This is a genomic window from Paracoccus sp. BR5-17, assembly GCF_055693925.1.
The window spans coordinates 1,640,513-1,663,712 of the sequence record NZ_JBVFUV010000003.1 but is presented as its reverse complement, the minus strand read 5'-3'; the positions used below and the strand labels follow the sequence as shown (position 1 = coordinate 1,663,712).

Sequence of the window (23,200 nt, the reverse complement as noted above, 5' to 3'; positions counted from 1 at the left end):
CCTTCACGATTGATCGCGGTATCCCGTCTATGTGGTAAGGATCGCCCTCCGGCATCGGTGTCTTGGTGATGCCATAGAGGATGGTTAGCTGCGATGCCTTAAGGTCTAGCTCAACAACAGTCTGACCGTCGATTAGGATGCTCCGCCGTGCCTCACGGCTCATGTCCTGGAAGTCACCATAAAGACGACCGCCTTTGTTGAAGTCGAAGTCTTCGCTGTCGGCACAGTTGATAGTGCCCCAGGGCATGGTGTATGAGCGCCGACCCCCGGAAAGATTAGGGTTCGATCAGGATGCCACGGCGGGCAGCCTGACGTTGGGATTGTCGGTGACGCGGGCGAGCGTTTCAAGGCTCATATAGCGCCGGGCGACGGTCCACTCGTCGTTTGTCTCGAGCATCAGCGCGCCGACGAGACGAATGACTGCATCATCGTTCGGAAAGATGCCGATCACGTCAGCGCGTCGCTTCACCTCGCGGTTCACCCGTTCCAGTGGATTTGTGCTGGCGATCTGAGCCCAGTGTTCGCGGGGGAAGGACATGTAGGCCAGCACGTCGTCACGGGAGGCGTCCATCAGGGCGCCCAGCTTCGACTGCTTCTCACGCAACGCATCCGCGACGATATCCCACTGCTTTTCCGCCTCGGCCTTGGTTTGCCTCGAGCGAAGATCGTCTTCAGCATCGCCGCCATGGCGGTGCGGCTCTTGGCTGGAGCATGGGCCAAGGCGTTGCGCATCCAATGAACCCGGCATCTCTGGTGGGTTGCGTTGAAGACCCGGCGCGCGGCGGCCCGCAGACCCTTGTGGTCGTCGGCGATTACCAGCTTCACGCCGCGCAAACCGCGGTCGGCTAAGGAGCGCAGGAACTTCATCCAGAACGCCTCGGCCTCAGAGAGGCCAGTCGCGACCCCCAGCACCTCGCGCTTGCCATCCTCGTTCACGGCGACAGCGATTATCACGGCATGGCTGACAATCCGCCCGCCTTCGCGCACCTTCAGGTAGGTCGCGTCGAGCCACAGGTAGGGCCAAGCGCCCTCCAACGGACGGCTCAGGAACGCATTCACCCGCTCGTCGATCTCGGCGCAGAGGCGGCTGACCTGGCTTTTGGACATGCCGCCTGCGCCCATGGCCTTGACCAGGTCGTCGACCGAGCGGGTTGAGACACCGTGAACATAGGCTTCCTGGATCACCGCCACCAAGGCCTTCTCGGCTGTGCGGCGCGGTTCCAGAAAGCTGGGAAAGTAGCTGCCCTTCCGGAGCTTCGGGATCTCCAGCGTGATCCGCCCGGCACGGGTGTCCCAATCGCGGTCACGGTATCCGTTGCGCTGAACCTCCCGCAGGGGCGTTCGCGCCCCCTTGGCAGCCCCTGTCCGCGCCTCAACTTCGGCTTCCATGATCCGCTCGGCCGCAAAGGCCAGCATCTCGCGCACGAGATCGCCATCAGCCTGCTTCTCAACCAGCTCGATTAGCGCCATTCTGTCATTGGTCATCGTCGTCTCCATTCCAGGTTTCAGGTCTTGCAACCCAAACCTACTCCGAAGATCGGCGATGACCGCCAGCGTTACCTACGGCCGCGCGCTGCGCTACGCCAAAGGCTCCGCGCGCGGCCTCCTACACCACCACATGGGACACAGCCCCAGGTCGTCGACCGAGCGGGTTGAGACACCGTGAACATAGGCTTCCTGGATCACCGCCACCAAGGCCTTCTCGGCTGTGCGGCGCGGTTCCAGAAAGCTGGGAAAGTAGCTGCCCTTCCGGAGCTTCGGGATCTCCAGCGTGATCCGCCCGGCACGGGTGTCCCAATCGCGGTCACGGTATCCGTTGCGCTGAACCTCCCGCAGGGGCGTTCGCGCCCCCTTGGCAGCCCCTGTCCGCGCCTCAACTTCGGCTTCCATGATCCGCTCGGCCGCAAAGGCCAGCATCTCGCGCACGAGATCGCCATCAGCCTGCTTCTCAACCAGCTCGATTAGCGCCATTCTGTCATTGGTCATCGTCGTCTCCATTCCAGGTTTCAGGTCTTGCAACCCAAACCTACTCCGAAGATCGGCGATGACCGCCAGCGTTACCTACGGCCGCGCGCTGCGCTACGCCAAAGGCTCCGCGCGCGGCCTCCTACACCACCACATGGGACACAGCCCCCGTCTTCGTTGATTGACATAGTCTGCCACAGGCCGTCCCCCACACGCTTACCCCACACAAATGCATCGCAAAATGCAATTATTCAAGTGCTTTAGAGGGTTACGCCTGCTCAGGTTCGCCTCCCCTTGGCTCCACCAGATATTCCCATTAAATTGCGCTGACGATCTGGTTCGGTCTTCCCATCACTTGGAAAGCCGCCCCCACCCGCAAGCGGATAGTGCCCCAGGGCATGGTGTATGAGCGCCGACCCCCGGAAAGATTAGGGTTCGATCAGGATGCCACGGCGGGCAGCCTGACGTTGGGATTGTCGGTGACGCGGGCGAGCGTTTCAAGGCTCATATAGCGCCGGGCGACGGTCCACTCGTCGTTTGTCTCGAGCATCAGCGCGCCGACGAGACGAATGACTGCATCATCGTTCGGAAAGATGCCGATCACGTCAGCGCGTCGCTTCACCTCGCGGTTCACCCGTTCCAGTGGATTTGTGCTGGCGATCTGAGCCCAGTGTTCGCGGGGGAAGGACATGTAGGCCAGCACGTCGTCACGGGAGGCGTCCATCAGGGCGCCCAGCTTCGACTGCTTCTCACGCAACGCATCCGCGACGATATCCCACTGCTTTTCCGCCTCGGCCTTGGTTTGCCTCGAGCGAAGATCGTCTTCAGCATCGCCGCCATGGCGGTGCGGCTCTTGGCTGGAGCATGGGCCAAGGCGTTGCGCATCCAATGAACCCGGCATCTCTGGTGGGTTGCGTTGAAGACCCGGCGCGCGGCGGCCCGCAGACCCTTGTGGTCGTCGGCGATTACCAGCTTCACGCCGCGCAAACCGCGGTCGGCTAAGGAGCGCAGGAACTTCATCCAGAACGCCTCGGCCTCAGAGAGGCCAGTCGCGACCCCCAGCACCTCGCGCTTGCCATCCTCGTTCACGGCGACAGCGATTATCACGGCATGGCTGACAATCCGCCCGCCTTCGCGCACCTTCAGGTAGGTCGCGTCGAGCCACAGGTAGGGCCAAGCGCCCTCCAACGGACGGCTCAGGAACGCATTCACCCGCTCGTCGATCTCGGCGCAGAGGCGGCTGACCTGGCTTTTGGACATGCCGCCTGCGCCCATGGCCTTGACCAGGTCGTCGACCGAGCGGGTTGAGACACCGTGAACATAGGCTTCCTGGATCACCGCCACCAAGGCCTTCTCGGCTGTGCGGCGCGGTTCCAGAAAGCTGGGAAAGTAGCTGCCCTTCCGGAGCTTCGGGATCTCCAGCGTGATCCGCCCGGCACGGGTGTCCCAATCGCGGTCACGGTATCCGTTGCGCTGAACCTCCCGCAGGGGCGTTCGCGCCCCCTTGGCAGCCCCTGTCCGCGCCTCAACTTCGGCTTCCATGATCCGCTCGGCCGCAAAGGCCAGCATCTCGCGCACGAGATCGCCATCAGCCTGCTTCTCAACCAGCTCGATTAGCGCCATTCTGTCATTGGTCATCGTCGTCTCCATTCCAGGTTTCAGGTCTTGCAACCCAAACCTACTCCGAAGATCGGCGATGACCGCCAGCGTTACCTACGGCCGCGCGCTGCGCTACGCCAAAGGCTCCGCGCGCGGCCTCCTACACCACCACATGGGACACAGCCCGCAAGCGCGAGCGCCAGCCAGCTTGCAGTGGCGCTGCGTTCCAGACCTGCCTGACCATGACGATCGTCTTGGGCCTGGAGCCGCAACAGACGACCGGGTCGCCGAGAGCCTGCTGCGGTCGATCGGCCTGGACCGGCCGCCCTTGGCACAGCCGTTCCACAGGTCGCAGGATAGGTCCATACGGGCTCCGAGCGTTGCCCGATCTGTGCAACAGAGCCCCTATCGTCAGCCAGAATACATTCGCCAAAGCCGGCGACCTGCGTAACCCATGACGCCCACGAACGCGCCCATGGTTGTCATCAAGGCAGCAGAACCGGGCACACCGAAAGCCACCAGAAGGTCGCGTCCGGGAATGACCAATCCGTGAAAGACATAGATCGGCAGCGCCAGCCCACCTACAACCACAAGAAGCTTCAGCGGCAGGCGCAAGGCTGCGCCCAGGCTCTCCCATGCCAGAAGCAGCGCCAAGAACATTCCGACCGAAGCCACTGCGGCCGACAGATAAAAGACCAGCCCCGGCAGCGAGGTGAAGAAGACGCCTTCCCGCAGCAGGAACACGTCGGGCCCGTAGGCCTCGAGAGAGGCCATCACGGTCAGCGCGGCACCCAGGATACCTGCCACCGCCAGGAGACGGGCAGCCTTTGCGCTATCCTTGCGCCAGTACAGCCAGACCCCGACGGCCATGCCTGCCGCGGCGACCGACGTCAGCTTGAAGACGTTGTAACCGGCCACCAGCATCAGGCGCGGCCATTCCAGAACGGATTGCAACTGGTCCCCGGGCAGGAACCCGGGCACGATCTGCCACAGCAGCCACAGGATCGGCAGGCCCGTCAAAAGCCACAGCACGGGATGACGCAAGCGGGCCAAAGCGGGCAGCCACCAACGCGCCGTGCCCAACATGAGCGCGTAATACCCCAGCACCCCGTAGAAGGCGTGGGCGATCGGAAGCCCTTCGATATCGTCACCGCGTACTGCCAGGTTGGCCAGCTTGACGAGGGCGATCAGCACCATGCCCATCATGACCAGCCGGAACGATGCCCCAAGGCGCTGCAACACCGAGGCTCGCTTGCGCGCGAAATCCGGGAGCATGAAGTAGCCGATTCCAATTCCGAAAACGGCAGCGAAGCCCGGGGTTCCGGCACGATAGATCATGGCCAGCACGCTTTCGGCTCTCTGGCCTGACCCGAGACGTTCGAACAGGCCTGGCCCCCAGTGCGAGATCACCACCGACACAGCCATGAGTGCGCGGGTCATGGTGATGGCCCAGCTGCGCCGAACCGCATCGGGCAGTGCCCCGACCTGCGGCGCGGCAGAGGCCACCATCCCGGCCGCCATTTCGTCCTGAACGGACATCAGCCTGGCAGTTTCGCGGAGGCTGCGGCCCTCCAAGGTGGCGCGGACGACGGCCCGAGGCAGCTTCTCGCGCTCCATCACCAAACCGATCTGGACCGAACTGAGGGAGTCCCCGCCCGCGTCGTAGAAGCTGGCTTGTGGCAGCAGATTCTCGGACCCGATGACGCGGGCCCAGACGCCTGCCAGACGGGCCTCGTCCGCGGTCAGTTCCATGGACGGATCGACCGGGTTGATGGCGGATGCCTGGGAAAACCCCGCAGCGTCATCGGCCTGCCAGCGTTGCGCAATCTCGCGTCGCTGGATCTTGTTGGTGGCAGTGCGCGGCAATCGCTCGACCCGGAGGACTTTCAGGGCCGCGCCTGCCCCCTGTCCCACCTGCACCCCGCGCCGGCGCATGGCGAGCCGCGCGGCTTCCTCGATCAGCAGCGCATGATCGTCCGCCTCGCTCTCGATGGCCAGCAGCACGGCTTCACCCCGGGCCGGGTCGGCCACCGGGGCGATGGCGAAGTGGTCTCGTGCCGCAGGCAGCAAGGCCCGAACCTCGGCTTCGATCGCCTCGGCCCCTATCTTGATGCCGGCCAGGTTGATCTGGTCGTCCAGCCGGCCCAGGTAGTAAAGCCACCCGTCCCGGATTTCACCCCGATCGCGGGTGACCAGCCACCCGTCGCCGTCCGTCAGGGGCTGGATCACGCCTCCCTCGGTGACTTGACCCAAGGCAACATGGTCGCCGCGGATCGCGATCGCCCCTTCGTCGGCGATGCGCAGTTCGGTTCCGCCCGTCACCGTTCCGACTGATTCCAAGGCAGATTCGGGGGCATCGGTGATGTCCAGAAAGCTGGTGCGGGACGCTTCTGTCAGTCCGTAATGCTGTACGATCCGGGCATTCGGAAAGAGCCGGCGCATTGCCAGCTTGTCAGCCGCCGCCATGTATTGGCTGCCGATCTCGATCCAGCGGATCTTCGCGCCTTCGGACCCGATCACCTCCGGATCCGTCAGGATAGTCCGCCACAGACTGGGAACCGCCGAGATCGCGTTGATCTCGTCCGCTGCAAGCATGTCGCGGATCTGCAGGGGATCAAACCGCTCCGGCAGGAAAAAGGCACCCCCCGCTGCAGCCACTGCCCGCGCACGGCCAAGGCCGAAAGAGTAGGAAACCGGCACGCCGATATACTCACGGATCTCTCCCGTGACTTTCATGATGCTGTTGAGGCGGAAAACCACATCAGCCAAATTGCGATGACTCAGCAGGATCGCCTTGGCCCGTCCTTCCGTGCCCGAGCTGAAAGTGATTTGCGCCGGATGGTCTTCAAATCGGGGTATATGCTGAAAGCGCCCCCAACCTGTCAGTTGCGGTTCAAGATCCGGAGCCTTCCTGACATGAAGTCCCAGTCTCTCCAGGGCAAGGGGGTCGCGGGTGATCGCGAACGGCTGCCCTTCAGCCCAACAGTTGAAGACCGATTTCAGGAAGCTCAGGCTGTTCTGGGCTGGAAGGGATTGGACCGAGGACAGGGAAAATAAATTATTATCGGAAAACTTGTAATCTTCCACCATGCCCTCTTTAAAACCAGCCGACGCTGACACATGCCGCGCTGCAATAAATCATGCCAATATTCTACCCGCATCCCTCAGGAGGGGCTATGGGCAACTTCCATAAAAGGCCGAGTAGTAGCCGGCAGTCTATATGTATAAATGGTCAGGTGTGGTCGGGGAATCTTGATTGAAAAGCCATAACGGCTGGTCTTGTCGGCGTCCTGTCATCTCTGTTCCTGCTGGAACCTGCTCTGACATCAAAATCCGAGCTTATTAACCGTGTCGGTGCAGCCGACGCAAACCCTTCTGCAGTATGTCTGAACCCTACTTCGGCAAGCACTTCCAAGACCGCTGAATATAGGACAGGCTGCGCGGCGTCTTCAGGTTACGCTTTTTTCCGGAGGCCGCTAAAATTGGAGGAATTTTCCCCATCGCTGTTAAGGCGGGGGTACAAGTTAAAGCCGTACAAGTTTCTTGCGATAAGCCACTGGTGAAACCGCGATCCGCGAAACTTCGCACCCACTCCAGCTAATAGCTGGTTCGATCCTTGGAGAAACTCATTGAACCGTTTTACTGCCTTTGCGGCTCTTGCCGCCTCTGCGCTCGCTATCACTGCTTGTGCGCCCCGCGCTGATAGCGTCGCCCCCGTGCCTATGCCGGCAAACATGTTTGCGCACCTCGACTGCAAGCAGGCTCGCGCCGAACGCGTGGGCATTGCTGCCGAAGTGCAGGCACTCTCCCAAGCCCAAAACAACGCAGCGACCGGCGACGCTCTGGGTGTCTTCCTGATTGGAGTTCCGGCAAGTTCAGTATTTGGCGGCGACAAGGCAGGCAATCTGGGAGCTTCCAAGGGCAAACTACTGGCACTAGACACTCGCCTGATGACCTGTTGATGCTGCTTCCGGCGGCGGCATTATATGGCTGCCGCCGAAACCCCCTGGAGCGGAAGGACCGCCCCTTCAAGAACTTTGAGGCACGCGGATGACCGCGGCCATTGCTTCCACCTGATGGAAACGGCCAAACTCAACCGCGTGGATCCACCCGTGCCGCTCACTGACCTCATTGCACGCATCCCGCCACGGTTAATGACCTCCTGCCATGCCACCGGAACAGGTAGTGGCAAGACCGAACATATAGCTTTGTCCCCTTTCTCCAGCGAAATCGCGAAGCAGCCGGACAACCCAGGACAAGTTGGCGAGAGTTAGGGGAAGGATGCCTTCCCATATCTGATCGGCCTTTACGCCCACCAGAAAAGGTTCGACAAGGCATGGGAGGCATTCCGCTCCCTGAAGACTCTGGAACCTGACTTCGAAATTGTCCGGCTGGTAAAGGACAAGAGCTATCCGGCCTCGTTGCTGCATCGTACGCCGAAGCTGGACATCGACCAGCTCAGGGCGCTGACCTGATATCGCGGCGGTCGTCCGGTGGCGATTTGTCGCGGCGTCCGGGGCCGTTCGCCCGGCTGCCGCAGGCCACGAGCCGCGCAGTCTCCCCTTGCGGCGCGCGGGCTCTTTGACCGGCGGAGCGGGATCATGTTCATCAGCGCAAAGGATTGATGTGGAAGCGCGTGCCTTTATAGAAGGCGCTGATCCCCAGCATGGTCAGCGGCATCAGGACCCGCATAGCCAGGAAGGTGATGACCGGCGCACGCCCACGAAATCCGGCCATCTGCAGCATCTGCACCGTGGGCCCGTCCTTGAGATGACGGGCCAAGTTGAGACGGCGGACGATGATCGCGTAGATCCGCCTCGGTTCGCTGCTGAGAAGGGAGCGTTTTGGTTTTCCAGCCGGCTGGACCAGCCCGCTGCGCTGGCTTCTCTGCCAAGCCTGGGCAAGCTGACGCATGCGCCGGCCGCGCAGGTCCGGCGACAGATAGGGCCAGGCCAGGCTGATTGTCCCGCAGAACACGGCAAGGCCGGTCATGAGCGCCGCGACGACCTCTTGCGGGAACGGGATGGACTCGGAAATCATCGGAGCCTCGGTCAGAAGTCGAAGTTGATCATGGCGCGCATCACCAGAACCCCGATCGCCATCCACAGCGCGCAGACCCCCAGCACCACCTGTCCCAGCGGCGTCGTGAACAACAGCGAGATGTATTGCGGGCTGGTGAGGTAAAGCACGCCGGCCACAACGGGCGGCAGGGACCCGATGATCCCGGCGGAAGCCTTAGCCTCTGCGCTCATGGCCTTGATCTTGCCGCGCATCTTCCTGCGTTCGCGCAACACCGTGGACAGGTTCGCCAGCGCTTCGGTCATCGCCCTGCCGCCCCGCAAGTTCCTGGTCCACCGCCATGGCGTGAAGGGCAACAACCCCTATGGCCTGGGCCTCGGCACCCGGCTGTTCTGGGCGGTGCTGTTCAAGCGCGAGGGCGTGGCCTTCTGGGCACATTTCCTCGAGAAGTTCGCCGGGCCGACCCTGGTCGGCAAGACCCCCTACGGCACGCTGAGCGACGAGCAGAACCGGCTCCTCAACACCCTGGCCAGTGCCCGGACCTCCTCGGCGATCACCGTGCCGATCGGCACCGACCTCGAGTTCCTGGAGGCCTCGCGCTCGGGCAGCGTGACCTACGAGCAGTGGCTGGCCTACTGGGACCGGCAGATCTCGATCTGCGTCACCGGCGAGACGCTGACCACCCAGGTGGGCGAGTCCGGGGGCAACCGCGCCCTGGGCGAGGTCCACCAGGAGATGCTGGTCGACAGCGATGCCGACCTGCTCTCGGAGACGCTGCGCGACCAGCTGATCCGGTGGATCGTCGATTACAACCTGCCGGGCGCCGCCCTGCCCACCGTCTGGCGTCCGCGCCCCAAGAACGAGGACGCCCTGGCGGCCACCCGCCAGACGAAGGCTGTCGCGGCCGAGGCGGTCAGCCGGGCCATCCGCACCATCGTCGCGGCCTCTGCCGGCTTCGAGGACGAGGAGGTCGCGCGCGACTACATCTTGTCCTTCGAGATCACCGACCAGCTGTCGGACCGCACGATCGAGGCATTGCTGGCCGCGCGCCACGCGTTGGGAGAGGTCGAGCAGGCCGATCCGCTGGCCGTCGAGGGCCGGGCGTCGTTCTCGGTGGGCGGGCCTAAAAAAAGCCTGGCGCATCGGCACGTCTGCTTCGCTGAACCGGGCGGGGCCGTCGAAAGGCTGACGGACGCGGCCGTCGCGGCGGCCCGCGGTCAGTTCGAACGCCGGATTGCTGCGGTGCGCAAGGCCGTCACCGAGGCCGAGGACTTCGTGCAGGCGGGCCGGAACCTGCTGGAACTGGCGGCGCGCTGGAGCCCCGACGCCCTGGCGCGCCTGCTGGACCAGACACTGCAGGTAGCCGGGCTGGAGGGGCGCGAGGCGGCCTTGGCCGATGCCGACGACCGGGCTGCCTTTGCGGAGCCGGACCTGTTCCGTCAGGAATTCGCCGAACAGATCGCGTATCTGACACAGAAGCGCGGCAAGCCGACCCGCGCCTGGACGGACGCCATGCACGGCGATCACGACCGCGCCTTCGTCGTGGCAGGCGTGACCGACATGGCCATGCTCGAGGAATTCCATGCGGCGGTGATCGAGGGCGCGCGGACTTACGACATCAAGGCCTTCGCGGCGGAGTTCGACCGCCTGGTCGAGACCTACGGCTGGTCCTACAACGGCGGGCGGCAATGGCGCATCCGCACGATCTTCGAGACCAACATCCGCACCAGCTACATGGCCGGCCGGTTGAAGCAGATGCGCGATCCCGACATGGTCAAGCTGCGGCCCTTCTGGATGTACCGGCACGCCGACATTCGGGTGCCCAGGAACCCGCGCCCGCAGCATGTGGGATCTCGACGGGCTTGTCCTGGCCTGGGACGATCCGTGGTGGGACGTCTATTACCCGCCGAACGACTGGGTGTGCAGCTGCGGCGTCCACAGCCTGTCACGGGGCGATCTGCGCCGCATGGGCAAGACCAGGCCGGACCCGTCACCCGAGATCGTCAGGCGACCCTATACCCACCAGGCCACCGGCACCACCGTCCAGCTCCCCGAGGGGACCGGCTACGGCTGGGACCACATGCCCGGCGACTTGTGGGAGCGGGGGCTGGTCCCGTCCGCCCTGGTGGAGGAAGGCGGCGGCCTGATCCACGAAGGCCGCCATGCGGTGATCATCGACCAGCCATCGCCCCTGGCCGACCTGGTGGCCTCGGCGCGGTCCTTCACGGCCAAGCCGCTGGCCGACGATCTGCCCCCGGAGGACTGCGTCCGGGCCTTCCTGGAACCCTTCGGCGCCGATATCGGCCGGGCGGTCCTCTGGGAGGATCCGACGGGCATGCGCGTCCCGATCTCGGACGGGTTCTTCAGGGACCGGTCCGGCTTGTGGAAGGTGGACAAGCGCAATCGGGGAGCGTTTGCGCCCTTGTGGTCGTCGAGTTCGACGACTTCTTCGACCATGCCCTGTCCTACGATCTGCCGCCTGAGGCCATTCCCGGGGTGACGAAAGGCACCCGGGGAGCCATCTTCAGCGCCGACGCGGTGCGGGCGATCACCCAGATCCCGCTCATCGCCCGCGGGGCCGGGGACAGCAGCATCGAAGTGGCCATCACCTATGGCGTTGCGGCGGCTGTTCAGCCGGGCACCGGCGAACTGGCGGTCAACGAGCCGGGCGCCACGATCTCGCTGCATTTCGACGAAGCGGCTTCGGGGGCGGTGGCGGTCGAGGTGTCCTCGCCCGACCATGGCACGCTGACGCGGAGCTGGCCGTCCTACGCGGCGCTTGATGCCGCACTCGATGCCGCACCTGTGCCGATGAACGGCATCCGGGCCTCCGGGACGCCTTCGGAGGGCAACGTCCTGACGGCCCTCCCGGAGTTCTGGCTCTCGAAGGCCGAGCACGGCCCGGTCACGATCCAGCGCGAATGGCTGCATGGCACAGGCACGGTGATCGCCGGGCAGACCGGCATAACCTACACGGTCGCGGGGCTGACCAGCGACGTGTCCGTGCGCGAGACTGCCACCCAGGCAGGGCGGCAGGCGCAGTCCCGGTCGGCGCGGATGCCCATCGAGCTGATCGACGCCTTCAACAAGACCAACGGCGCACAGACGCAGAACATCGGCACCTATGTTGGCGAGAGCGGCAGGGCCTGGGAGGTCATCGCCAATTCGGGCACCAGCACGGCTAATGGTGCCCGAATTGGTCCTTGGGATACTCTCGACGCTATGAACCGCTACAGCCTGCAGGCGCGCGGCAACGCCCCCAGCCAGCGGCATTTCGCCGTGTCCGACATCCTGTTCAAGGATGTCGCGCTGGCCGATTTCCACATGGGTCTGGGTGTCGCCGTCGGTATCAGCGCCACCGACAAGAAAAGCTACTACGCCGCCATCTCCACCCAGGATTACACCCTTGGAGAGGTGTTCGTTCCTGCCCAAAGCGCGGTTCTGTTCGAAGTCACGGCGCTGACAAGCACCTGGACGCGCACGGTTCTGGGATCCTGGGCGCTGCCGAGCCACCTGCACGTCGAGGAGAATGACGAGGTGCGGCGTCTGCGGCTCGAGCTGGACGGCACCACCGCCCGGATCACCGTCAACGAGGAACTGGTCGGCCAGAAGACCGTCGCTGCCCGCACCGGCCGGGGCGGCATTGCCAAGGCCGTTTACTCGAACACCATCGGCTACGAGCTGGACAACTTTGCAGAAGGCAACCTGGTATGACCATCACCATCACCACCCGAAACGCCCAGCCCGGCGTGGCCGTGAAGGCCACCCAGGGCACCCGGCAGGACACCCGGACGGTGGGCCTGTGGGGCATCGCCCAATACGCCGATCGCGTCAGGGCGGGTCGCGTCAACCCTGTCACGGTAGGGGCGTCCTACGAGGGCGTCGCCCCCGTGGTGCAGCACGACGGCACCCGGACGCTGCTCTTGAACAGCGTGGCGGTGCCCGGGCGTGCCATTGTCTCGCAGGTGAACGCATCGGGTATTCTGGAGGGCTATTCCGTCGAGCCGCGCAGCCAGGCCGCGGGCTGGGGTGACGGCGAGTTCTTCATGCTGGAGACCGACGCCAACGGCACCCTGGTCATCGAGCCGGGACGCAACCACCGCAAGGTCCATGTGACGGCGGGCGCGCAGGGCTACACCGTCGCGATGATCGCGGCCGAGGCTGGGGTGACGGAAGCCACCGTCACGAATACCTGGCTGGCCGCCAATCCGGTCTATGGCAGCACGCCCGCGAAGGCCTTTGCAAAGACGGTCGGTTTTCCGTTTTGGGAACACCTGACGCGAAACTCCACCCCGCAGTCGCACTGGCTGCTGCTGGAGCGCGGATACGACTATCGGGACATGACGAACGCCGTGATGCAGCGGTATGTGACGGGCGAGAGCTTCATTCACCCCTGCGTGGCGACGGCCTACGGCACCGGCGCCAACCCCAAGACCACCGCGATCCGGGCCTCCGACAGCGGCGGGCATTTCGTCGTCCTGGGCCTCGATGTCAATGGCGTTGACCTGATCTCCGGCAAGCGCGTGCTGATCGCGGACGGCCAGACGGTGGGCGAGCCGAACGTGCAGGGGCCGGAATACGTCACCTTCTACCGCACCAAGCACCTGGATGCCCATGACGAGCCCTATCAGGGCACCAATGGGCCCACCTGGCACAACAGCGCCACGCGGGTCAGCGGCATGTTCGTCCACCAGACGAAGCATGTGCTGATCATGGACGCGCTGTTCGACCACAATGGCTGGCAGGACGGCTATGACCCGATCGCGGGCGACCCGACCAAGCCGCAGCCCCCCAACATGTACAGCCACAACCTCTATGTGCAGTCCAGCGCCCGCGACGTGAAGGTGCGGCGCACCATGTCCGCGCGCTCTGCCTCGATGGGCCTGATGATCCGTCCGGGCGGACAGGTCATCGACTGCGTGATGCTCGACAACAACATCGCCGGAAACCACCTGGGCGGCAACTACAAGGACGCGGGCTGGGTCGGCGAACACATGCTGTTCATGGGCAACCTCGTCACCTCGGCCGGCTACCGGCTGTCCGCGTGGCAGACCGGGGGCTACAACTGGGGCTACGACCTGACAGGGGTGGAGAGCGCGGCGGTGGACAACATCGTGTGTCACCGGGCGAACCCCGCCGATGCTGCCGAGCAGGCGGCCAAGCCGAAGGGCGGTGTGTCGCTTACGGTCGATCCAGGGCGTCCGCACATGTTCGACAACACGCGGGTTCGGGGCTGGAACAGCCAGGACCGCAACCTGGGCGGCCTGAACCCGGCGACGCTGGATCAGACGACGATCCAAGCCTATGCCGCCAGCCGCCTGAACAAGCCGGGCGCCACCATCGCCGACTACATGAATTTCTGGCGGTCGCTGACGCCCACGCAATACCGCGCCGAGATGGCCTCGCTGCTGGCATATTTCCGCACCGCCTTCGGCTTCCACGTCCCGCCTCGGACGACGACAGCTTCCTGATCTTCAAGCCGGATCTGCGCGGCGAGGGGATGCTGTGGGCCAACCGCCTGAACTGGTCCACCGGCGATCTGCCGATCAACGGGGATACCGTGGACCTGCACGGCAACTTCGTGCGCTTCGGCGAGGAGACCGTCTCGGTGGCCAGCCTGCGCCTGCGGGGCGGCATCCTGGACGTCACCTCGGGCAAGCTGACCGCCACGGCCTATGCGGCCGGCGATACCGGCCAGGTCCGGGTGCGCACGTCGGGGCAGTTCTACGCCCCGGCGGCGACCGGCATCGACTACATGGCCCAGGGCGGGCGCCTGGCCCTGACCGCCGCAGCCACCGGCGGCGTCGAAGTCTCCGGGGATGCCGAGGCCCTGTTCGGACCGGCCCTGACCATCCCGGCCGGCAAGCGCCTGCATGTGGCGGGCGACAAGTGCTGGGCGGGCTGGGACGGCACGGGCAGCGCCAGCCTGACGCTGAACGGCACCCTGTCGATGGCCGCGGTAGCCGGCAAGCTGCCCCGGCTCCGCAAGTTCAAGCGGCGCGGCGACAACCCCGATCCGACCGTCGCGGTGACCGTGACGCTGGCCGGTCCCCTGGCGCTGGATCTGACCGGCGTCGCGGTTGGAACCTATCCCCTGATCGAGGCGAACACGATCAACGGGAGCTTCGCCAGCCAGCAGATCACCGGCCTTGGCACCGGGCGGTCAGCCGTCGTCAACAAGACCGCGACCGCCGTCACGGTGGTGATCAGTTGACCCGATGAGAGCGCAACATCGAAGGGGGCCGGCTGGCCCCCTTCCGGCTGTCAGGATTTCGATCAGGCTCCCTGTCAGTCGTCCGATCCTGACGAGAAAAAATTCCTGGCGTGAAAAATTTTCGTCCAGAAGCTAGTGCACGTTTGTCCAGAAGCTAGTGCGCGGCCACACAGAAGCTCGTGCGCGGCCACAACAGTAGCGCGGAAGCAGCCCTGAAGTAACGCATCCCTGCATTATCACGAGCCTACCCAGCCTCTACCAGCAAACGCTTGAATTTTTTGGTGCCCGGAGGCGGATTCGAACCACCGACACGCGGATTTTCAATCCGCTGCTCTACCAACTGAGCTATCCGGGCAACCTGACGCGGCCTTGCGGCGCGGGGCGTGAGGCGGTGTTTACGGACGCTTGGGGCCGCTGTCCAGACCCCCGCCGGGGTTTTTTTCGCCTTCCGGGTCAGGGTCGGACGACAGATCGTCCTGCGGCTGGCCCGGGATCACGTAATCGCCCCGCAGCCAGCGGCCCAGGTCAATGTCGGCGCAGCGTTTCGAACAGAAGGGCCGGTAGGCCGGCACGCCCGGCCTGTTGCAGATCGGACAGGCCATCAGCCGGCCTCCTGCGCCAGGCGCTGCAACGGGATGCGGTCGCGCTTGCGGTTGATCTCGTAAAGGCCCATCACCGTCCAGCCGATCAGCGAGGTTTCCGCGCTTTCGCCCTTGAAGGCGGCCCGAAGCACCTGGTCCAGGGTGGCGCGGTCGCGCTTGGGGACCGGCGCGAAGTCGACCACCACCTGTCCGCCCAGGCCCCGCAGGCGCAGTTGCCGCGGCAGGTCGCGGGCCAGCGCGATATTGGCCTTCAGCGCGGCGGCGGGGCTGGCGTCCTGGCCGGTGTTCACGTCGATGGCCAGAAGGGCGCGGGTGGGTTCGATCGCGGCATGGGCGCCGCCGGGCAGCGCCACCTCGGGCGACAGAAGCGCGTCCACCGCCTCGAGGACACCGCAGCGCTCGAAGCTGCCGGGGCCTTCCTCGACGGCGTCGGGTTCGGGATCGGCCCAGTCCATCCAGGCCTGCTCGTGGGGAGAGGCCGCGGCCAGCAGCAGTTCGGGACCGCCCGACACCTCGCCGGCGAGGCGCGCCGACAGGTCCAGAAGGTCCCGCAGTTCCTCGGCGACGCGGTCATCCCCGGCCTGTTCGGCGGCGCTGCGGAGGATGATGCCGGTGTCCGCCGGTGGCGATGCGGCAGCGCCCAGATCCGTCAGGCGGGCGCGGGCATCGCCATCGCGGATGCGGCGCGAGACGTTGATGCCGGGGGCGCCCGGCGTCACCAGCACGTGCCGGCCCCGCAACAGGATGCGCGAGGTCACCGGGATGGCCTTGCCCGGCTCGGCCACGCCCGTCACCTGCACCAGCAGCGACTGCCCCTCGCGCAAGCCGGACCTTTCGCGCAGGTAGCCGCGCTGACCGTCGGGCAGGCGCAGGAACACCCCGCCCTGCCCCTTCATCAGGCGTTCGACCACGCCCCGGCAAATGTCGCCCGGCACCAGCGGGGCCAGGGCGCCGGCATCCACCAGCAGGTCGATCAGCATCCCGTCCTGCAGGAGGGCGGCGGCCTCGGCTCCGAAAAGCTGGCCCAGAACGACCTGACGTCCCTTCATGATCGGGGCTCCTTCATGGTGATGCCGCTGGCCGACAGCATGGCGGCGGTTTCCGACAGCGGCAGGCCCACCACCGACGAGAACGAGCCCTGGATCCACGGGATGAAGGCCGCGGCCGCGCCCTGGATGGCGTATCCGCCCGCCTTGCCCTGCCAGTCGTTCATGTCCAGATAGGCTTCCAGTTCGGCCGCAGCGATCGGCCGCATCCGCACGGTCGTCTCGACCAGGCGGTGGCGCAGGCGGGCGCGCTCGCGCAGCACCACGGCCGTCAGCACGCGGTGGCGCCGGCCCGACATCAGGCGCATGAAGCCCGCCGCCTCGGCCCGCGAGGCGGGTTTGCCCAGGATCCGGCGGCCCACCGCCACGGTGGTGTCAGCGCATAGAAGCACGTCAGAGCCGGCCAGGTCGAAGGCCTGCGCCTTGGCAAGCGCGATACGCCGGACGTAATCGCGGGCCGGTTCGTTCCTGAGAGGGGTTTCGTCGATGTCGGCGCTGCGGACCTCGTCGGGGACGATGCCGATCTGCGCCAGCAGATCCAGGCGCCGCGGACTGGCCGATCCCAGGATCAGACGCGGGCGCGGCAAAGGCGGAGGGGGCGCGGCCATCGCGGCGTCCCCGTCACTTGAAGCGGTAATTGATCCGTCCCTTGGACAGGTCGTAGGTGTTCATCTCGACCTGCACCTTGTCCCCGGCAAGAACGCGGATGCGGTTCTTTCGCATCTTTCCTGCCATATGCGCGATGATCTCATGGCCGTTTTCCAGCTCGACCCTGAACGTCGCATTCGGCAGGAGTTCCTTCACGACGCCGGGGAATTCGAGCATTTCTTCCTTGGCCATGACGACTCCATCGTGATCGACCCGCCTGATTCGGGACCGGGGTTAAATGGAACCCCACCGCCGGGATTTCAAGGGCAAAGAGCATTTCACGCGCCGGCGGCCCGTGCCCCGGCACCCTGGCGCATAGTGCCCCTGGACCCATCGTCCTGCGCGGCGGGCGCGGCGCGGAAGGGATCGGCCGCGGCCAGATCGGGCGGCGGCACCCCGGCCGCGGGCACGATCGGATCCATCCGCTGGCTGGCTGCGGGTTGCGCGGGATCGTGCAGGCGCAGGGCGTGGCAGCCTTCGGCCTCGCCCAGCTTGCCGGTGGCCAGCAGCTGGCCGTCGCGGGTTTCCAGCCGCGCCTCGGCCAGCGAGACCCGGGGCAGCGGCATCAGCCTGCCCGGGACCAGGCCGCGCAGTTCGCCCAGCGTCATCGTGCGGCGACAGAGGACCCCGACCACATCGACCGGGGCGGCCGCGACCGCGGACGCCAGCGTCTCGGCCCCGGCCGAGGGCGGGGCGGGCGCCGCCAGCTGGGGCTGGGTGGCTTGCGCGGCGCGCGCCTCGGCCTTGGCCGGCAGGGCGAGAAGGATCTGGCCGTCGCGGGTTTCGCCGGCCCCGAAGCGCAGGTCGCAGGACAGGCTGCGATAGGGACGATCCTCGAGCATCAGGATCATCGGCCGGGGATCGTCCAGAAAGGTGGCATAGCGATAGCCCTGCACGGCGCCGAACCCTTCGACCGAGGCCATCTCGGTCGCCAGTTCGGCCATCAGGGCGTTGACGAAATCGACGCAGATCGCCGCGTCGCTGCGGGTCAGCCGGCGCCTTTCGCTGGGGCGCGCGGTGACGCGGCCCAGGGCCTGCACCTCGATCAGCGCGGTCACCGTCTCGAAGCTCAGCGCCATGACGCCGATCTGGTCGCCCGGACCCTGCAGGATCGCCAGCAGCGCCTGTTCGGGCAGCAGTTCGGGAAGTTCGGCCAGCGTCACGGTGCCCGGATCGACGCGGACCGGCAGGACGGGCAGCCGGTACAGCCGTTCGGCGGCGCGCGCGACGGCGTTCGCGGCGGCGCGGGCCGGCGACAGGGGTTGCGGCTGCGGCAGGCGGGCGGGCCTGCCGGCATCGCCGCCACGCGCCCGAAGCAGCGTCCGCAACAGTTCCGCCTGACCAGTCTGCGCCATGTTCGCCCCGAATCGAAACCGCCTGATCCGCAATCTGCCAAGAAGCGGTTGATAAAGGGTTTATGCGCGGCGCAGATCCGACCTGAGCGGAACCGGCGGCCGGCGCGGCAAGACGATGCGGAAGGCCGCGCCGCCCTGCCCGGGCAGATAGGTGATCTCGCCCCCCAGGTTGGCCATGATCTGCTTGCAGATCGCCAGCCCCAGCCCCGCGCCGCCCGCGCGCGCCGGGTCGTTCAGGCGCGAGAACTTCTCGAAGATCAGCGACTGGCGGGCGGCGTCGATCCCCGATCCGTTGTCGATGATGTCGATCTGCGCCCCGCCGCGCAGGCTGCGGCGGACGCGGATCGACAGGACCGGAGGCTCGGCGTCGCAGTATTTGCGGGCGTTGCTGATGACGTTGATGAGCACCTGCAGCAGCCGGTCGGCATCGGTGATGATGCCGACATATTCGGCCAGCGGCTCGCGGTCGATGCGGAAGGCCCGCTCGGGGCGGGTGGCCGAGGCGGCCGACAGCGCCCGGTCGATCAGGTCGTGCAGGTTGGCCGGCGCGACCGACAGCTGCGCCTGCCCGCTTTCCAGCACCGACAGGTCCAGCAGGTCGTCCAGCAGCCGCGTCAGCCGGCCGGATTCGTCGTAGATGATCCCGGCGAAGCGCGCCCGGTCCGCGTCCGACAGATCGGGCGAGCGCAGGATCTCGGAAAAGGCGCGGACCGAGGTCATGGGCGTGCGCAGCTCGTGGCTGATCTGGCCCAGGAAGGCGTCCTTCTGGATCGAAAGGGCGGTCAGCTTCTCGTTCGCCTCGCGCAGCTGGGTGGCGGTGCGGGCCAGCTCGGCGCGGGCGGTTTCCAGCCGCTGCGTCTCCTCCTTGGCGCGCTGCGCCTCGGTCGCGACCTGCATCAGGTCCGAGACGGTCAGTTCCGATCCGCCGGCCACGCTGTCGATCATGGCATGGGCGGCGGCCGCGCCGATGGATCCCGCCAGCCGCCGCTCAAGCCGGGTCAGGAACCGCGGCGTCATGTCGGGCAGATAGCCCGACCTGCCCTGCGCCGCCGCCTCGGACCGGAAGAAGCGCAGCGCGTCCTCGGACCCCCAGACGCGGCGGGCCATGACCAGCAGCGGCTCGACCTGGTCGGCGCCGCGCGGCATCCGGCCGTGGCGCACGGGATCGACGGCGCTGACGAAGGACAGGCCCTGCAGGCGTTCGACCGGGTCGGGCATCCCGAAGATCGAGAAGCCGATGAAGGCCAGGGTGTTCAGCGCCAGCGACAGGCAGATCGCGAAGGCCAGCGGATCGACGCCCGGGGGCAGCGCCGGCGTCCGGCCGATGCCCAGCGACGGCAGGAAGATCAGCGCCAGCCACAGCGCGAACCCCGCCCCCACCCCCGCATAGGCGCCCTGCCGGTTGGCCCCGCGCCACACCATCCCGCCGATCATCGCGGGCAGCACCTGCGCCACGCCGGTGAAGGCCACCAGCCCCATCGACGCCAGCGCCGCCGTGCCGCCCGTGGCGCGGTAATAGACCCAGCCCACCGCCATGACCGCCAGGATCGCCAGCCGCCGGGCGTTCAGCACGAAGCCGCGCAGATCCTCGGGGTCGCCCGTCTGCGGCTTGCGGCGCAGGATCAGCCACAGCGGCACCAGCCAGTGGTTCGAGATCATGGTCGCCAGCGCGATGGTGCAGACCACCACCATCGAGGTCGCCGCCGAGAATCCGCCCAGAAAGACCAGGAAGGCCAGCCAGTTCTGCCCCGCCGCGGCGGGCAGCGTCAGGACGTAGAGATCGGGGTTGGCGTCGGCGGGCAGAAGTTCCTGTCCCATCACCGCGATCGGCAGCACGAACAGCGACATCGCCAAGAGGTAGGCGGGAAAGGCCCAGCCGGCGGTGGCCAGCCGATCTTCGTCGGCGGCCTCGACCACCAGCACCTGGAACATGCGCGGCAGGGCGACGATGGCGGCGCCCGACACGACGATCAGGGCGGTCCAGCGGTCGGGCTTCAGAAGCCAGCCCCGATGGTCCTCGGCCGCCCGGCCGATCCGGTCCAGCATGTCGGCGGGGCCATCGGCCAGCCCCCAGACGACGAAGACGCCAAGCGCCAGAAAGGCCATCAGCTTCACCACCGCCTCGAGCGCGATGGCGGTGACGACGCCGTGGTGGCGTTCGTCGGCGGCCAGGTTGCGGGTGCCGAAGACGATGGTGAACAGCGCCAGCCCCGCCGCCACCCACAGCGCCGTCCCCCCGCTTCCGGCCATCGGGATGTCGGTCAGGCTGTCGGTGGCGAAGACCTCAAAGGACAGGCTGACCGATTGCAACTGCAGCGCGACATAGGGGGTGGCCGCGATCACCGCGATCAGCGTGACCAGGGCGGCCAGCCGGTTCGACTTGCCGAACCGCGCCGAGATCAGGTCGGCGATCGAGGTGACATGGTGCATCCGCGCCACCCGCACCAGCCGCCGCAGCCCCCACCAGGCGCCGCAGAACACCACCGTCGGCCCCAGATAGATCGTCGCGAATTCCAGCCCCGAGCGGCTGGCATAGCCGACCGCCCCATAGAAGGTCCAGGCCGAGCAATAGACCGACAGCGACAGGGTATAGACGGCGGGGTGGTCCAGCCACCGCACCCGGCCCCGGGACGCGGCGCGGTCGGCGGCGAAGGCCACGCCGAACATCAGCGCGACATAGGCCAGGCAGCCCGCGACAAGCGCCTCAAAGGGCATCGTCGTCGTCCGGCGCGATGACCGCGGCCGCGCCCGGGCCACCGGCATCGGCGCCGCGCAAGGCCCGGTGCAGCGCCCAGACCGCCAGGATCAGGCCCGCCCACAGCGCGAACAGCCAGACCGCGCCGGCCGCGAAGCTGACCTCGGCGGGAACCCACCACACCGGCACCAGCAGCAGCAGCGCCGCCAGCACCGGCAGGACCCGCGCCGCGTCGCCCAGCCGCCGGCGGCGGAACGAGGCGCGTTCGAGAAACAGCGGCCGGTCGGGCATCACGGTCAGTTCAGCATCCGGCGCACCATCGCGCGCAGGTCGTCGTTGGCGAAAGGCTTGGCCAGAACCGCATCCGCCTGCGGCAGGGACAGCGGATCCTGCCCGCGCGCCGTCAGCATCAGCACCGGCGTCGCCGCAAGCCCCCGGTCGCTGTCGCCGCGCAGTTCCGCCAGGATCTCGGTCCCGGACCGGTGCGGCAGCATCACGTCCAGGATCACCAGCCGCGGCTTGGTCCCGCGGATCGCCTCGATCCCGCCCTGGCCGTCGGCGTGAAGCGCGACCCGCCAGCCCTCGCGGGACAGGATGAAATGCACCGCCTCGGCGATGTTGGGCTCATCCTCGATCATCAGGATGTCAAGCATTCGGCGCCGAGGCCCCCTCTCCCCAAGCGTTTGGGCGATAATGGGGCCAGCCGGCGGCGCCTGTCAAAGCCTGTCTTCCGACAGGGCCAGGATCGACGGCTCGCGCCGCGCGACGCAGCGGGACCGCGGGCAGATCCGGCAGGCGGGGCCGATCAGCAGATCCGGCCCCTGCGGCAGGCCCGGATCCTCGGGCAGGATCAGCATCTGCGCGCGCGTCAGAACCGGCCCGTCCACGCCCAGGGGCTGGTGGCGGGTGGCCAGCGACAGGGTGCGGAACCGACGCCCCGACGGCGCCTCGACCAGCCGGGCGATGGCGGTCTGCGGGGCGGCAAGGGCCTGGAACAGCGGCCACAGGGGGCAGGCGTCGCCGGGCCGCGGCAGGGGAAAGCCCGGCGCCGGCCGGCGCAGCGTCAGCGCCCCCGATCCGTCGCAGACCAGAAGGCCGGCGGTGGCGAAGCCCGCGGGCCGCAGTTCCGCCAGCCGCCGCATCACCAGATCCAGCGGCTGGCGCAGCCGGTCGGCCATGCGCAGGGGATCGGGCTCTTCGTCCGCGGCCGCCGCCAGGGCGGCGTCGGGCAGGGCCGCGCGCTCCTCCTCCATGCGCAGCAGATGGGCGCGGGCCAGGGCGCGGGCGGCGTCCGAGGCCAGCTGCCCCGCCTCGGCCACGGGCGGGGCGCCCGCCGCGAGCCAGGCCTCGACCTCCTCCTGCGGGGTGAAGATCGCGTCCTGGGCCTCGAAGCTGTCGAGATAGGCGACAAGCGCCTGGGCGGTGGTGGAAAGGCGCAGGCTGTCCTGGTCCAGATTGGCGTGGAAGCGCGCGCGCCAGTCGGGGGGGATCTCGCCCTCTTCGGCCAGGATCGAGGCCGTCGAGCGCACCGAGGTCACCGCCGACAGCACCTCGTGCAGCGTGGTCAGCAGATAGGGGTCCTGCCGCATCCGGTCGGACAGCGTGACAAGCTGGCGCTCCAGCGCGTCCGCCCGCCGCGCGGTGGCGATCAGCGCCGCAGCCCAGCCCGGAAAGCGCGCCAGCAGTTCGGGCGCCTGGTCCAGTTCCGGGCCGACATCGCCCGGAAGGCGCACCGCGGCCTCGCGCAGGGCGGCCATCTGCGCCTCCTCGCGGCCCTCGGCCAGTTCCGCCGCCGACACGTCGAGCGCGGCGGCAAGGCGCAGCACCAGACGATCGCCCACCGGGCGGCGGTTGTGTTCGATCAGGTTCAGATAGGCGGCCGAGATTCCGGCCGCGCGCGCCACGTCCGCCTGCCGCCGCGACAGCGCCAGCCGCCGTTCGCGGATCCGGGTTCCAGTCAGGATGCGGCCTTCGGGGCGCTGCTTCATGGCCGGGATGAAACAGCGCCGCGCGGCGCCGCGCAAGCCGCAACCATATCTTAGGGATTTTGCGCCACG

Annotated in this window: 16 protein-coding genes, 1 tRNA gene and 4 pseudogenes; 5 read left to right on the top strand and 16 right to left on the bottom strand. The window is 67.0% G+C overall.

From position 1 onward, the window contains the following. Positions 1-286: 286 nt before the first annotated feature. From ACZ1HC_RS09700 to ACZ1HC_RS09685, 4 genes and pseudogenes are all read right to left on the bottom strand, one after another. Positions 287-1,485 (bottom strand): annotated as a pseudogene (locus ACZ1HC_RS09700) (IS256 family transposase). Between the two features lie 147 nt (positions 1,486-1,632). Then, positions 1,633-1,986, bottom strand: a pseudogene (locus tag ACZ1HC_RS09695) (transposase); the annotation flags it as partial. Between the two features lie 418 nt (positions 1,987-2,404). Continuing rightward, positions 2,405-3,603: pseudogene (locus ACZ1HC_RS09690) on the bottom strand (IS256 family transposase). A gap of 372 nt (positions 3,604-3,975) precedes the next feature. Then, a complete protein-coding gene (locus tag ACZ1HC_RS09685) occupies positions 3,976-6,654 on the bottom strand; it encodes an AMP-binding protein (protein ID WP_472699795.1) in 2,679 nt (892 codons plus the stop codon). Positions 6,655-7,298: 644 nt separating this feature from the next. On the opposite strand from ACZ1HC_RS09685, the gene ACZ1HC_RS09680 reads away from it, so the two are divergent. Further along, the gene (locus tag ACZ1HC_RS09680) at positions 7,299-7,526 is read left to right on the top strand and encodes a hypothetical protein (RefSeq protein WP_472699794.1); all 228 of its coding nucleotides are present in this window, start codon (positions 7,299-7,301) and stop codon (positions 7,524-7,526) included. A gap of 646 nt (positions 7,527-8,172) precedes the next feature. On the opposite strand, the gene ACZ1HC_RS09675 is transcribed toward ACZ1HC_RS09680, so the two are convergent. Continuing rightward, the gene (locus ACZ1HC_RS09675; RefSeq protein WP_472699793.1) at positions 8,173-8,604 is read right to left on the bottom strand and encodes a hypothetical protein; all 432 of its coding nucleotides are present in this window, start codon (positions 8,602-8,604) and stop codon (positions 8,173-8,175) included. A gap of 11 nt (positions 8,605-8,615) precedes the next feature. Beyond that, positions 8,616-8,888 carry a type II secretion system F family protein gene (locus ACZ1HC_RS09670; protein ID WP_472699792.1) on the bottom strand — a complete coding sequence of 91 codons (273 nt, stop codon included), beginning with the start codon at positions 8,886-8,888 and terminating at the stop codon, positions 8,616-8,618. On the opposite strand from ACZ1HC_RS09670, the pseudogene ACZ1HC_RS09665 reads away from it, so the two are divergent. From ACZ1HC_RS09665 to ACZ1HC_RS09650, 4 genes and pseudogenes are all read left to right on the top strand, one after another. After that, positions 8,782-9,429: pseudogene (locus tag ACZ1HC_RS09665) on the top strand (phage portal protein family protein); the annotation flags it as partial. The gene ACZ1HC_RS09670 and the pseudogene ACZ1HC_RS09665 overlap by 107 nt on opposite strands. Before the next feature lie 997 nt (positions 9,430-10,426). Beyond that, a complete protein-coding gene (locus ACZ1HC_RS09660) occupies positions 10,427-11,083 on the top strand; it encodes a PBECR2 nuclease fold domain-containing protein (protein WP_472700820.1) in 657 nt (218 codons plus the stop codon). 1,210 nt (positions 11,084-12,293) lie between these two features. Continuing rightward, a complete protein-coding gene (locus ACZ1HC_RS09655; protein ID WP_472699791.1) occupies positions 12,294-14,054 on the top strand; it encodes a hypothetical protein in 1,761 nt (586 codons plus the stop codon). A gap of 29 nt (positions 14,055-14,083) precedes the next feature. Then, complete coding sequence (locus ACZ1HC_RS09650) at positions 14,084-14,797, top strand: hypothetical protein (protein WP_472699790.1); 714 nt, start codon at positions 14,084-14,086, stop codon at positions 14,795-14,797. A 279-nt stretch (positions 14,798-15,076) separates the two neighbouring features. Here the strand turns inward: ACZ1HC_RS09650 and ACZ1HC_RS09645 are convergent. The 10 genes from ACZ1HC_RS09645 to ACZ1HC_RS09600 all read right to left on the bottom strand — a co-directional run bounded on the left by ACZ1HC_RS09645 (position 15,077) and on the right by ACZ1HC_RS09600 (position 23,131). Next, positions 15,077-15,152 (bottom strand) — tRNA-Phe (locus tag ACZ1HC_RS09645). Positions 15,153-15,192: 40 nt separating this feature from the next. After that, positions 15,193-15,399 (bottom strand): DNA gyrase inhibitor YacG, encoded by a 207-nt coding sequence (locus tag ACZ1HC_RS09640; protein WP_472699789.1) that lies wholly within the window; start codon positions 15,397-15,399, stop codon positions 15,193-15,195. Continuing rightward, positions 15,399-16,448 (bottom strand): ribonuclease E/G, encoded by a 1,050-nt coding sequence (locus ACZ1HC_RS09635; RefSeq protein WP_472699788.1) that lies wholly within the window; start codon positions 16,446-16,448, stop codon positions 15,399-15,401. The genes ACZ1HC_RS09640 and ACZ1HC_RS09635 overlap by 1 nt, the downstream gene beginning before the upstream one ends. Beyond that, a complete protein-coding gene (locus tag ACZ1HC_RS09630; protein ID WP_472699787.1) occupies positions 16,445-17,053 on the bottom strand; it encodes a Maf family protein in 609 nt (202 codons plus the stop codon). The genes ACZ1HC_RS09635 and ACZ1HC_RS09630 overlap by 4 nt, the downstream gene beginning before the upstream one ends. Before the next feature lie 13 nt (positions 17,054-17,066). After that, the gene (infA, locus tag ACZ1HC_RS09625) at positions 17,067-17,285 is read right to left on the bottom strand and encodes a translation initiation factor IF-1 (RefSeq protein WP_036636451.1); all 219 of its coding nucleotides are present in this window, start codon (positions 17,283-17,285) and stop codon (positions 17,067-17,069) included. An 86-nt stretch (positions 17,286-17,371) separates the two neighbouring features. Next, positions 17,372-18,421: a FliM/FliN family flagellar motor C-terminal domain-containing protein gene (locus tag ACZ1HC_RS09620; protein WP_472699786.1), complete on the bottom strand. Its 1,050-nt coding sequence runs from the start codon at positions 18,419-18,421 to the stop codon at positions 17,372-17,374. Positions 18,422-18,508: 87 nt separating this feature from the next. Next, entirely contained in the window at positions 18,509-21,163 is a 2,655-nt protein-coding gene (locus ACZ1HC_RS09615) for an ATP-binding protein (protein ID WP_472699785.1), read from the bottom strand. Next, complete coding sequence (locus ACZ1HC_RS09610) at positions 21,153-21,434, bottom strand: hypothetical protein (RefSeq protein ID WP_472699784.1); 282 nt, start codon at positions 21,432-21,434, stop codon at positions 21,153-21,155. The genes ACZ1HC_RS09615 and ACZ1HC_RS09610 overlap by 11 nt, the downstream gene beginning before the upstream one ends. Before the next feature lie 5 nt (positions 21,435-21,439). Next, entirely contained in the window at positions 21,440-21,796 is a 357-nt protein-coding gene (locus ACZ1HC_RS09605; RefSeq protein ID WP_472699783.1) for a response regulator transcription factor, read from the bottom strand. A gap of 63 nt (positions 21,797-21,859) precedes the next feature. Then, positions 21,860-23,131, bottom strand: a complete 1,272-nt coding sequence (locus ACZ1HC_RS09600; protein ID WP_472699782.1) for a short-chain fatty acyl-CoA regulator family protein — start codon at positions 23,129-23,131, stop codon at positions 21,860-21,862. Positions 23,132-23,200: the final 69 nt, after the last annotated feature.